At 45.7% G+C, this 12,872-nt stretch carries 9 protein-coding genes; all 9 read right to left on the reverse strand.

Annotation, left to right across the window (positions count from 1 at the left end; all coding sequences use genetic code 11):
- Positions 1-127 precede the first annotated feature (127 nt).
- Complete coding sequence (gene dnaI / locus LC20001_RS08795) at positions 128-1,057, reverse strand: primosomal protein DnaI (RefSeq protein ID WP_010011011.1); 930 nt, start codon at positions 1,055-1,057, stop codon at positions 128-130.
- A 2-nt stretch (positions 1,058-1,059) separates the two neighbouring features.
- Positions 1,060-2,430 (reverse strand): replication initiation and membrane attachment family protein, encoded by a 1,371-nt coding sequence (locus LC20001_RS08800; RefSeq protein ID WP_010011010.1) that lies wholly within the window; start codon positions 2,428-2,430, stop codon positions 1,060-1,062.
- 84 nt (positions 2,431-2,514) lie between these two features.
- Positions 2,515-3,006, reverse strand: coding sequence for a transcriptional regulator NrdR (gene nrdR, locus LC20001_RS08805; RefSeq protein ID WP_004562622.1), 492 nt, complete (start codon positions 3,004-3,006; stop codon positions 2,515-2,517).
- Positions 3,007-3,377: 371 nt separating this feature from the next.
- Positions 3,378-3,980, reverse strand: a complete 603-nt coding sequence (gene coaE / locus LC20001_RS08810) for a dephospho-CoA kinase (protein ID WP_004562623.1) — start codon at positions 3,978-3,980, stop codon at positions 3,378-3,380.
- Complete coding sequence (mutM, locus tag LC20001_RS08815; RefSeq protein ID WP_010011006.1) at positions 3,977-4,825, reverse strand: DNA-formamidopyrimidine glycosylase; 849 nt, start codon at positions 4,823-4,825, stop codon at positions 3,977-3,979. Before mutM ends, coaE begins: the two co-directional genes overlap by 4 nt.
- An 8-nt stretch (positions 4,826-4,833) precedes the next feature.
- On the reverse strand, positions 4,834-7,500 hold the full coding sequence (polA, locus tag LC20001_RS08820) for a DNA polymerase I (protein WP_010011005.1): 2,667 nt from the start codon (positions 7,498-7,500) through the stop codon (positions 4,834-4,836).
- Positions 7,501-8,000: 500 nt separating this feature from the next.
- Positions 8,001-8,708 carry a Bax inhibitor-1/YccA family protein gene (locus LC20001_RS08825; RefSeq protein WP_003679201.1) on the reverse strand — a complete coding sequence of 236 codons (708 nt, stop codon included), beginning with the start codon at positions 8,706-8,708 and terminating at the stop codon, positions 8,001-8,003.
- Positions 8,709-8,837: 129 nt separating this feature from the next.
- The gene (murC, locus tag LC20001_RS08830; RefSeq protein ID WP_003679203.1) at positions 8,838-10,169 is read right to left on the reverse strand and encodes a UDP-N-acetylmuramate--L-alanine ligase; all 1,332 of its coding nucleotides are present in this window, start codon (positions 10,167-10,169) and stop codon (positions 8,838-8,840) included.
- Positions 10,170-10,202: 33 nt separating this feature from the next.
- Positions 10,203-12,812, reverse strand: coding sequence for a DNA translocase FtsK (locus tag LC20001_RS08835; RefSeq protein WP_010011004.1), 2,610 nt, complete (start codon positions 12,810-12,812; stop codon positions 10,203-10,205).
- Between the last annotated feature and the right edge of the window lie 60 nt (positions 12,813-12,872).

Consider the following 12,872-nt stretch of genomic DNA (forward strand, 5'->3'; position numbering starts at 1 on the left):
CTATTGGCCTAGCAAGTCACAGCACCCTTGCCTCTCTGAAAAGCTAACTTAGTCGACGGTATCTTTCCGCTTCGATAACCCAATTGAACCATATCTCTAAGTAAAATTCAAGTCGGATACTTAATTTTTACGGTTGTCGCCGCCGATTTTTTCCGAGTAATTCGACTTCACGACTGAGAAAACGCACACGTTCCATAATTCGTTTGGCTTTTAATGGTTCCTGCTCGCCACGTTGGGTCACGCTTAAATGCTCTCGCTCCAGTTGCTGCATAGAAAAATTCGACGAGAAGAACGTCGCTAATTCTTCCTGCATCCGGTATTGCAAGATCACGCCTAAAACGTCATCCCGGATCCAACTAGACATTGAATCAGCGCCAATATCATCGATCATTAGAATTCGTGAGCGCTTAATGGCCTCCAATTTCGGCGTCAAATCATTTTGGCCGATGGCATTTTTCATTTCCACGGCAAAAGTTGGAAAATGCACTAACGTGGTTTGAAAACCGCGCACCGCTAATTCATGCGCCAATGCACCTAACAAATAAGTCTTGCCGACACCAAAATTACCATACAGATATAACCCTTGATGGAATTTTTTTGGTGCTTTAGTGTAATCATCCAGAAAAAGGGTCACCGCATCTAACGCAGCGAAACGATCATCATCTTGATAAAATTGACCCAAACGCGCCTCGCGAATATTTTTCGGCATATTGATCGAACGCACCCGTGATTGTAATGCCTTCGCTTCTTCTGCCGCAACTAATTCAGCAGTCGGTTCGTAGGTCACATCAATAAAATGATGATTCAGGATCAGCCGTGGTTGGTAACCCGGTGCCAATGAAGTTTGTTTGGCCTGAAATTTATGATTTTCGGTCACAAACTCGTATAGTTTAGCGGCACTACGATCCAGCATCGGTTGGTCAATGGCCGCACGATTGGCGGCAATAAACTGTTGAACCGCTGGATCGCGCATGACTTTGGCCATTAGTTCATCGTAGTGTTGATTTAAGTTGCGTTTATCCATCAGGATCCGCAGGTTTTTACCCATATCTTCCATCGTTACTCACCATCCTTATTGTCCTGCAATGCCGCTAAGCGCTTCTGTACCGCCGCTCGTTGTTCCGCAGTGACTTGCTGTTTCGGCGCTTTATAACCGTCTTTAGCCCAATCTGGCAATGTTTCTTTGCGAATTGGCTGTTTACTGCGCGTATTGCGCTTAGGCGTCTGCTTTTGCCGGTAAAATGACTTAACTTCCTGCATTGCCGCTTCTGGTGTCGTCACGTTATGCTGCAACCAACCATTGGCCACCCCATCGACATACGCTTGGGTCAAAGTCGGCATTTTGCGTACACTGATCACATAGTGGCTTAAAATATTGATGATACTGGCGTCAGCGAAAACATGACGACTCATCAGCCGCTCCAGCACCCGCTGTTCGCTATCAGTCACGTAGCCACCTTGTTGCTGCTTCAACTGCGTTAAAAAAGTCACCGGTGCTAATTGCTTACTGACAGCGATCAACTGCTGATCATTTTTCGACAGCGCTGCATCTTTAGTAGCCGTCGGCGGTGCTGGCGTTGGAACGGCCGTCGACGCTGTTGTTGGTGCTACTTTCGCTGGCTGCCGCGCTACCAAACGTTTCAACGCCGGAAAATCCAATTTATTCGTCGTAATATTAATGCTTTCATTCACGTATTGCGCCAGTTCCAGCTCATTTAGGCCATATAATGCGTGTAACGTCAATAACTGATCATGATACTGATCCAATTCACGCTCCGAAACAAAGCTAGCATGCAGTTGTTGCTTGAAAAATGGCCAATCGAAATCCGCGGTTGCCCGTTGATCCAACTGCGGTTGCGTTGTTTGTGGCTGCGTTTTAAATTCGGATTTAGCCTCCGCAATCGTTGCCGGTAAGTGATTCAACAACTGTGAATTCACATGGAAAACATCGAGGAAGTTCAGGCTGACCTCTTCTAAATCTGCACTAGGGTGAACTGGATGCAATCGGAACTGTGTTTTTAATTGGGTGAAACGATCCTCACCCACCGCATCGTACAACAATAAACTTAATAGATCATCATTGAAAAACGCATTAGGTGCCTGCGGTGCATATAATTCATAGGTAAAAGTTCGGCCAGCCGCATTAACCTGCTGATAAGTTTTGATCAGGCCTAAAGCTTCCAAACGAATTCGACTTTCATATAAAGTCGGCAAATCAACATTCAATAACGCTAATAACGTACTGTGCGGCTGTGCTTTTTGCGCCACTGACTGCTGCGTCCACAGTAACAAATACAAACTATAAGCGCCGGTCCCCATTAATGGCTGATATAAGTACGTTAGCACTTGCCGATCAAAATCAGAAAGATAATTGGCATCGGTGACCACAAACCCATCACGGGGATCTAATTTAAAAAATGCGTCTTGCATCATCAATACCTCCTTCTAAATGTACTTTTTTAGCCAAAATTGCAAAATTAACCGGATAGTCAAAATCATTCAAGCTGCTCGTCACTATGATGGCTGCTCGTGATCAGACTTACCGGCACGTTTATCCCGGTCAACCATATCATTTAATTCTTTCAAAAACACATTGACGTCTTTGAATTGCCGGTAAACACTGGCAAAACGAATATAGGTGATTTCATCGACATCCGCTAATAACGTCATGACGTATTCACCGATGACCTGTGAAGCCACTTCATTTTCACCTAATGCCCGAATTTTATTTTCGACCTCATCAACGATTTGAGTCATTTGCTCCATCGTCACGGGCCGCTTTTCCGCCGAGCGAATCAAACCACGTAAAATTTTCTCGCGGTTAAATTCTTCACGGGTGCCATTTTTCTTAATGACTAATAGCGGTGTTTGTTCAACGCGTTCAAAGGTCGTAAAGCGAAAATTACAATTTTCGCATTCACGCCGCCGCCGAATAACGCGACCCTCATCAGTTGGGCGCGAATCGACGACGCGGGAACCATTATGATGGCAACGCGGACATTGCATGTTAGACACTCCATTTCACAATTAAAATTGTTTATTAGCACAAACTGCTAATAAATTTAGACGTTCCAGAGAACTTGCCGAATTATAGTTTGATCCAATCGACCTCGGCAAGTAAGTTCCAAGTTTTATTTATCAAATTAAACATTGTATAGCGTTCAGATTTAAATTTAAGCGAAACTAGGCTAGCTAGATTCCATTCCGGTACGCGCGGACGAAACCTAGTTTTTTGTACCCATCAAAAAATCACGTAGTATCTCAGTGCAAGAATATACCAAACTGGACTACTTACAGAAATTATACCATTCAATTGATTAAAACGTGATCTTATCAATCAACTTCATAAAGAAATAAGGTCAGGCCAACGCCCCACCTTATTTCTGTAAACCATATTGTGTTAAAAATTTTACCACTTGTTGCTTAGTTGCCGCAAGTGAATCGTTATTATCGATCACGATGTCAGCCATTTGCCGCTTAGCAATCAACGGCCATTGACTGGCGATGCGCTGTTTAGCCGCAACTTCATCTAAATGATTGCGAATCATCAGACGTTGTAACTGCGTGGAACCATCAACGTAGACCACCATAGTCAAATCAGCGTTTTGCTGATAGTGGCCTTCGAATAATAATGGAACATCTAAAACGATCAATTCTTTTTTAGCGTGCTTCAGCGCCACTAATTGGCGGTTGATCTCTTGGCGGATCAAGGGTCCCGTGATCGCCGTTAATTGTGCCAGCTGGCGGCGATCGGCGAACACGATTCGACCTAACTTTTGCCGATCAAGTGCACCGTCAGCCGTTAAAATTGCCGGTGAAAATAGGGTGGCCAATTGGCGTAACCCGATCGTCCCTGGGGCAACGACTTGCCGGGCGATCACATCTGCATCAACGATCGGATAACCATATTCAGCTAGCCAATGACTAACCGTCGATTTACCACTAGCGATTCCCCCAGTTAAACCTAAAACTAGACTCATGAGGCACTGACCTGGCTTTCCGGCAATACCTGACAGTGCGGGCAAAAATGGGTCCCGCGTTGGGCAACTTTGATTTTTTCGATGGTCACACCACAACGTTCACAGGGCTCACCTTCGCGACCGTACGCATGCAATGACAATTGAAAACCGCCGGTAGCGCCATAGGCATCGGTATAACTGCGGATCGTCGTGCCTTTGGCTTTGATTGCTTTAGCCAATTCGGCAATAATATTGTCGTGTAATGCCTGGATCTGTGCGCTAGTCAATGTGTTAGCTGGCTGTAATGGGTGAATCTGGCTTAACCATAACACCTCATCCGCGTAAATATTGCCTAAACCAGCGACCACCTTTTGATCTAGCAAGGTTGGTTTGATCGCCTTTTTATGCTTGCGTAACCGTTGCGTAAAATCAGCCACAGTGAAATCAGTTGCGGTCGGCTCAGGCCCCAACGTTTTCAAGCCGCCAACCTGATCTTCAGTGCCCGTTTTGATCAAGGTCATTCGGCCAAACTTACGCGTATCCAAATAGCGCAACGCAGTGCCATCAGTAAAATTGAAAATAACGTGAGTATGCTTGGTCACTTCTTGCGCTTGCGGCGTGACGCGGTACTTGCCCTCCATCCGCAAATGCGAAACGATCGTCAACTCGTCACTGAGCCGAAATAATAAATATTTGCCGCGACGGTCGATCTCCTGAAAAGTTAATCCAACTAAATCATTGGCAAACTGGGCACTATCACCATTGATGATCTTACCCCAGCGGACTTCCACGTTAGCGATTGTTTTATTTAAAATCAAGCCGCGCAATCCTTGGCGGACGGTTTCAACTTCTGGTAATTCTGGCATGTGTTCACCTAACCTTTTTTAACATCGTACCAAGTTGGGCCGCTGCCGTAGCCGACCTTCATTGGCACTTCCAACTTAACTGCGGCATCCATTACTTGTGGCACCAATTTTTCTAAAGTGGCGATCTCCGCTTCTGGTGCCTCAAAAATTAATTCATCATGGACCTGCAATAACATGGTTGCTTGTAACTGCTGTTCCTTTAACGCCTTTTGCATATTTAACATCGCCACTTTGATGATATCAGCCGCGCTACCTTGAATCGGCGTATTCATCGCTGTCCGTTCAGCAAATGACCGTAAATTGAAATTCTTCGAGTGGATATCCGGTAAATAACGGCGCCGATGGAATAACGTTTCGACGTAACCATATTTTTTGGCCGCCGCCACAATATCTTCCATGTATTGCTTAACGTTGGGATATTCGCGGAAATAACTATCAATATACGTTTTAGCTTGCTTACGGGTGATACCTAAGTTTTGCGACAAGCCGTAATCACTGATGCCATAGACGATCCCAAAATTGACCGCTTTAGCTTGCCGGCGCATATTAGGCGTTACTTCCGCCGCACTTTCTAGGCCAAAGATCCGCATTGCCGTGCTAGCATGAATATCCGCCCCTTCGCTAAAGGCCGCCTGTAAATTCTGATCATGGGAAATGTGGGCTAAAACCCGCAATTCGATTTGTGAATAATCAGCGGCAAAGATTTGCCAACCGGCTTTCCGCGGCACAAAGGCTTGACGAATTTGGCGGCCATCTTCATCACGAACTGGGATATTTTGTAAATTCGGATCAATTGACGATAAACGACCTGTAGCCGTCAAGGTCTGTAAATAAGTGGTGTGGATCTTACCATCATCTGGATGGATCACCTTCAATAAGCCATCAATGTAGGTTGATTGCAGCTTGGTCAAGCCACGATAATCAAGCACATCACTGGCGATCGGTGCGATCGCTTTTAATTGTTCCAACACGCCAACTGCCGTTGAATACCCGGTTTTCGTTTTCTTGATCACCGGCAGATTCATTTTTTCAAATAAAATTTCGCCTAGTTGTTTGGACGAATTAATGTTAAATTCTTCTTCCGCTTCGGCGTAGATTTTTTTAGTTAGCTCATCGATGCGTTGGGCAAAGTTTTTACGTAGCTGATTTAAGCGGTCAGGATCAACCCGAATACCGGCGATCTCCATTTGTGCTAAAACAATGGCCAAGGGTAGTTCCATTTCCTTGAATAAACCATCTTGTTCATTTTCAACTAATTGTTGGTCTAGCTTAGCCTGTAATTGTTCAATTGCTTGTGCCTTTTGGGCTAAATGCTGGAAAAAGACTGCCGAATCATCAGGAATTGCGCGTTTAACGCCTTTACCATAGACTTCTTCATCGGTGGCTACATCGCGATATTGGTGTAACTGGGCGATCTTACCTAAGTCGTTGCCGCTATCGTTGGGGTTGAGCAAATAAGAAACCAGTAATAGATCAAAGCTGATCCCCGCCAAAGTGATGCCTAGCCGGTTCAGCCCAACATAGGTGCGCTTGGCATCGAAAACCAACTTAGCTCGCTGGGGGTCGGCAAAAAACTTAGTAAAAGCTGGTAACTTCAATAATTCAACCTCGCGGCTCACATACCACTGACCCTTTTGACCGATCACAAAGCCAGCAAATGGTGCCGTATGGTAATTCGTATCCAGCATTTCTAAATAAAAAGTTACTGGGCCGGTGAAACTAGCCAGAACTGCTGGCACCGCTTCTGCCGTCAGTTCCTGAAATTCGATGGCTGCCCGGGCCTGTTCCGTTTCTGGATCTGCCAATTTACTAAGAAATGAGTTGAAATCCATTTCCTGATAAAATTCACGCAAAGCAGCGACATCACGCCCTTGATAAACTAGATCAGCCAAACCGATCGTCAGTGGTGCATCTTGACGAATCGTCGCTAAATCCTTACTTAAAAAGGCCTGCGCGCGATCAGCAACTAAATGTTCCTTCATTTTGCTAGCTTTCAGCTGATCCAGATTTTCGTAGATGCCTTCGACGCTATCAAATTGTTTCAATAACTTGATCGCTGTTTTTTCACCAACTTTGGTGACCCCAGGATAATTATCAGAAGTATCACCAGCCAAGCCTTTCATGTCAATGATCTGCCGCGGCGTTAGTTCGTATTTTTCAGCAACGTGCGCCGGCGTGTAGGCTTCTAACTGGTTCACCCCTTTGACCGTCACGTTGACGGTGACGCTTTCGGTTGCCAGTTGCGTCAAATCGCGATCACCAGTGACCACATCGACTTTAAAACCCTGCGCTGCTGCCTCTTGCGCTAACGTCCCGATAATATCGTCGGCCTCATAGTTAGCCAATTCGTAAGAACGAATGCCGTAAGCCGTCAATAAATCGCGCAAATGCGGTAACTGTTCCGAAAGCTCACTAGGTGTTTTATCCCGTTGCCCCTTGTAATCATCAAATTTAGCCGTCCGAAAAGTCGTTTTACCGGCATCGAAAGCTACCAGCACATGGCTGGGGGCAAAGCTTTTTAACACAATATCTAACATCGTGTTGAAGGCATAGATGGCATTCGTGTGCAGCCCGTTGTGATTAACGAACGTGTTGATCTGTGAATGTAAGGCAAAAAACGCCCGAAAAGCGACGCTATTACCGTCAATTAATAATAAATGTTTATCGTCGGCCATATTAAGCTCCTTAAAATTAGCTATTAACAAATTAAATACGCAAATTACGCTTCCTGCAGCCACAATTAATTTACGTTTACACTACCTTATATTCTAACAAAAAACGCAGCACTTTGCTTCAAACAAAGTGTCTTGGACACAAAAAGAAGCTTGCAACTGATCAGATTTATTTTGAAGTATGGTTATTGAGTGCATAGGAACAGTGCAAGGTTCCATTCCGACAATAACTGAACATTGAATCATTAGCACAGCTAAATACTCAGTTAGTGTGCTTGTAGCTGAATAATTCGCATTTTTAAGTAAACAAAATACCAGTAAAAACAGATTTCACTGTTTTTACTGGTATTTTTGTGTACAACTTATACTGTTTTGAGTGGTGCAATGACCCTAAATTCAGGGTGCACTACCGTGGCCAACTGGAATGGAATCTAACTTTTTCTGTTTAACTCTAACCCTGTTTCAGAAAGAACCATTGAACAGTCACAAGCCCCTACAAATTTTTAATCGTTACTGCTGCCGCCAATACCGAATATCCGTAAGAAGAATAAGAATAAGTTAACGAAATCAAGGTACAGCTGTAAAGCACCCATGATTGCTAAACCATTTAGATCGGCACGACCAGCATTTTGCACGTACATCATTTTAATTCGTTGGCTATCCCAAGCGGTCAAACCGATGAAAATGATTACCCCAATAAAGGAGAAAATGTAATCAACCATCGGGTTACGCAGGAACAGATTAACTAGCGTGGCAACTAACAAGCCGATCAACGCAGCGAAAGCCATTTGGCCGATACCAGCCAAGTTACGCTTGGTTAGTGAGCCATATAGCGCCATCGCGCCAAACGTTCCGGTTGCGGCCACAAAGGCAGTCGTGATATTGGCTACACTATAAAAGGATAACGTTAACGCCAACGTCAGCCCATTGATCACCGCAAAACCCATAAACAGCACAAATGACAAGGCACCACCGCGGCTGGCTTTAAAACTAGTCCCCATGACAAAAGCTAATTCAAGGAAAATCAGCGCGTACAACATGATCGGATTATTGCCGATCAAAGTGGCAAATTGAACCCGATAAATGGTCAACGCTAAAAACGAAACTAATGCGGAAACGGCTACGCCTAAGCTCATATAACCATAAACTTTAGTCAAATATTGACCGAGGCTAGCTTCATTAACAATCATATTTCTTGGTTGTTCTTGCATTGTATACTTCCTCTCCTACTTCTACTTACTTCGTATTGTAACAAATTACCGGTAGTTGGCAACTATTTAGTCGTCAGCTTACATCCCGTTTTTTCCGGAGACTACCAGCTCACTTATTGGTGAGTAATGCTAGTTATTTTTCAAACTAGAATCACTTAACAACGCTTCGTAAGCTTTTTCGTACTTTTGAACGTCACCAGCCCCCATAAACACGACCACGTCATTATGGTATTCCAACAAGGCCGACATATTATTTAAATGCAACACCGTGCCACCTTTGCTGATTTTAGCACCGAGGTCAGCGCTGGAAACTTTGCCGTCATGTTCACGGGCGGAGCTAAAGATCTCAGTCAAATAAACCACATCAGCTAAGCTCAAGCTCTTTGCAAAATCGTCCATATAGGCGATCGTCCGTGAGAAGGTATGCGGTTGGAAGACGGCGATAATTTTCTTATCGGGGTATTTCTGCCGTGCTGCATCCAAGGTCGCTTTGATTTCAGATGGATGATGGGCGTAATCGTCTATGATCGTCATATCAGCCATTTTCCGTTCGGAGAAGCGGCGTTTGACCCCTTGGAAAGTCAAAAGTTCACGCGCAACTTCGGCGTGAGGGATTTTTTCCATATGGCTAACTGCGATCACGGCTAAGCTATTCAGTACGTTATGTTCACCAAATAAATGGATCACATAGTGGCCTAAGTTTTCATCATGATAGTAAACGTCGAATTCAGAACCGTTGACCGTCCGCAAAATGTTGCGCGCTTGGAAATCATCACGGTCGCTGGTGCCATAATAATAAACAGGTACGTTGGCTTTTAATTTACGTAATTCAGGATCATCGCCCCAAGCGAAGATGCCTTTTTTGACTTGATTGGCTTCCGTCTGGAAAGCATCAAACACGTCATCGATACCATGATAATAATCAGGATGATCAAAATCGATATTGGTCATGATCATGTAATCAGGTGCTTGCGCTAAGAAGTGACGGCGATATTCGTCAGCTTCAAAAACGAAAAATTGTGAGTTTTTGATGCCTTTACCGGTACCATCACCGACTAAAAAGCTAGTTGGGGCAATGCCACCGAGTACGTGGGCCAATAAGCCAGTGGTACTGGTTTTACCGTGGGCACCGGCAACACCGATACTAGTGTGCCCAGCTAATAATTCACCAAGCAAGTCTGGGTAGCGTAATACCTTTAAGTCCAAGGCTTTAGCCGCTTGAATTTCGGGATGAGTGTCTGGGAAAGAATTACCGGCTACAATGGTCAAACCAGCGTGAATATTTTCCGCAGCAAATGGCATGATCTTGACGCCGGCTTTTTCCAGATCACGTTGGGTAAATGTATATTGTTCAATATCTGAACCTTGAACGCGATAGCCTTGATCGTGCAAGATCATCGCTAACGCACTCATACCTGAGCCTTTAATTCCAACAAAATGATAGATCGTATTGTTATCCACTACAAAAATCCCCTTTTTTCATCATGATCAACTTTAATTCATGTGTTTACTCTCTTGATATTGCGCTAGATCTTCCGGCGTGAAATAAACATCCCGTGGTTTAGACCCACTGGCCGGTGAGATCAATTTTCGTTGTTCCAAAGTGTCGATCAAATTAGCAGCGCGATTATAGCCAATCGAGAACACGCGCTGTAATTTAGAGGTCGAAACCTGGGCTTCATCCGCGATGTAAGCCAACACTTCCGGGAAAAGTTCATCCTGGTTTTCAGTTGCTTCCACTTTTTCTAACAAGCCTTCTGGCTCAAATAAATAATGTGGCGGCAATTGTTGTTTAACAAAGTCAACGATCGGATCGATCTCGCTTTCCGCGTAGGTCCCTTGGATTCGAATCGGCTGACTTTGACCGTTGCCTAAATAAAGCATATCGCCACGCCCTAATAGTCGCTCGGCACCACTTTGATCAATGATCGTCCGCGAATCGATCTGGCTGGAGACCATAAAGGCGATCCGCGTTGGAATATTATTCTTGATCGTCCCGGTGATGACATCGACACTAGGCCGCTGGGTCGCTACCAACAAATGAATCCCGGCAGCACGCGCCTTTTGCGTGATCCGCACGATGTAATCCTGAACTTCGCTGGAGGCGATCATCATTAAATCAGCTAATTCATCAATAATGATCACAATATACGGCATTTTCAAGCCAAAATCTTTATGTGCGGTGGCCTTGGCGTTGAACTGTTCGAGGTTACGCACGCCAGCAGCTGCCAGTTTATGGTAGCGATTTTCCATTTCATCGACCGCCCACTTCAACGCTGCCGCCGCCGCTTTTGGATCAGAGATCACCGGCGACAACAGATGCGGTAAGCCATTGTATGGTGCTAATTCGACCGCCTTAGGATCGATCAGTAGTAATTTGACTTCACTTGGCTTGGCTTTAAATAAAATCGATAGCAACAGGCTATTGATGAAGACACTTTTACCGGAACCTGTGGCCCCAGCAATCAAGCCGTGGGGCATTTTCGCCACATTGGTGATCATCGGTTGCCCAAATAGATCGACCCCTAAAGCCACGGTCAATGGTGACTTGCTTTCCTGAAATTTAGCTGATTCCACAACTTCAGATAACATCACCGGTCGTGACTTCAAATTAGGGATCTCGATCCCCACTGTTGATTTACCAGGGATCGGCGCCTCGATACGGATATCCTTCGCCGCTAAAGCCAACTTCAGATCATCGCTTAAGTTAGTGATCTTGCTGACTTTGACACCGCGGGCTAAGCTAACTTCAAACTGGGTGACCGCCGGACCAATACTCCAGCGACTGACCGTTGCCTGCACGTTAAAAGCTTTTAGCGTTTCATTCAAAACGACTCGCTGCTGCTCGACCCAGGCCTTCATTTCACTACTATTATCTTTGATTGGTTCTGGCAATAGTGAAAATGGTGGCAATTGATAGTGCTGATCATCTAACGGTGCCTGTGTTTTGATAGTCAATTGCGGCTTTGCATCGTGGCTATCACCGACTGTATTCACGGCTTGATGCATACTCGGCGGGCGCTGACTGGCTGACTCGCTAACTGGTGTTGCACTGATCGGTGCCGCCGATTCAACCGTCACGGGCACCGCACTTGGTGTATGGGCCGCTACTGCCGCCACTACTTTACGCCAAGTTGGCTGCTCCGTAGTTGCGGTACTATCGTCAGCACTTGGCGTTTCTTCTGCCACTACCGCCGCTGATTCAGCTGCTTCTACTTGTACAGTGACTGCTGTCGCGGCACTAACTGCATCCTCCTTTGACAATGCTTGCGCGTCAGACTGCTGCATTTGCTCGTCCGCCGCACTTACTACCTCTTCGTTCTCCACTACACTAGTTACCGCAGTATTTGAATCGGCCACATCTGCTGCCGATTCTGGTGCAACGGACGTTGGGGCGGTACTTGTTTCTTCAACCACGTCAGCTACTGAATCGCTTGACCCATTTTCATCAGTAGCTGCCGCGGTGGACGTTGGTTCAACCGCACTTGTTGCCGCTGTAGTCGTAACTGTGGTCGCACTGCTTTCATTGTCTGACTGTGCAGAAACTACAACTGCAGGCTGTTCGCCTGAACGATCAGCTGTCGCAGTTGTGCTGGTAGCGGTAGCTGCTTCAATGCTGCCTGATACTTGTGCTGCCACAGAAGCCGTTGGTTCAACAGCAGTAGCTACTGCCGCAGCCGTGCTATCCGCTACGCTTTCAGCGCCGACTACCGTTGACGTACTAGCTGTTGCCGCGTTATCGGGCAAGAAAGTTGGGGCTTCTTCAAACGCAGCTGCTGGTTCATCTGCTGCTGTACTGAACAAAAGAACACTATCGTTGGTTTTATTTAATGCTTGGACATAACGAGCTAAACGTACCTGCTCGTCACTATGTTGTTGGTGTTGTTGCGACTGTGGAATATACTTCGGTGTAAACCGATGTGTACTGTTAACCGAGGGCCGCTTAGCTGCTACTGGTTGCTGTGGCCGCCGCTTCGGTGTGGCCGTTGCAGTCGGTACCGGCGCTGGTGCTTCTGGCACAACCTGCCGCCGAGCCGGTGTTGGCTTAGCTACAGGTTTATGCTGCTGACGCCGCAAAAATACAGGTCCATCATAATGTTCCACACAACTACCCCCTCTACTTCACTATTTACTATGTATGCGCGACACTTTAAACAAGTCCCG

The sequence above is a fragment of the Loigolactobacillus coryniformis subsp. coryniformis KCTC 3167 = DSM 20001 genome (assembly GCF_002706425.1).
In the GTDB taxonomy this organism is placed as follows: Bacteria; Bacillota; Bacilli; order Lactobacillales; family Lactobacillaceae; genus Loigolactobacillus; species Loigolactobacillus coryniformis.

Excerpts from the sequence above, each read along its gene's own strand:
- dnaI (WP_010011011.1), bottom strand. The coding sequence starts at position 1,057 with ATGGAAGATATGGGTAAAAACCTGCGGATCCTGATGGATAAACGCAAC.
- LC20001_RS08800 (WP_010011010.1), bottom strand. The coding sequence starts at position 2,430 with ATGCAAGACGCATTTTTTAAATTAGATCCCCGTGATGGGTTTGTGGTC.
- nrdR (WP_004562622.1), bottom strand. The coding sequence starts at position 3,006 with ATGCAATGTCCGCGTTGCCATCATAATGGTTCCCGCGTCGTCGATTCG.
- coaE (WP_004562623.1), bottom strand. The coding sequence starts at position 3,980 with ATGAGTCTAGTTTTAGGTTTAACTGGGGGAATCGCTAGTGGTAAATCG.
- mutM (WP_010011006.1), bottom strand. The coding sequence starts at position 4,825 with ATGCCAGAATTACCAGAAGTTGAAACCGTCCGCCAAGGATTGCGCGGC.
- polA (WP_010011005.1), bottom strand. The coding sequence starts at position 7,500 with ATGGCCGACGATAAACATTTATTATTAATTGACGGTAATAGCGTCGCT.
- LC20001_RS08825 (WP_003679201.1), bottom strand. The coding sequence starts at position 8,708 with ATGCAAGAACAACCAAGAAATATGATTGTTAATGAAGCTAGCCTCGGT.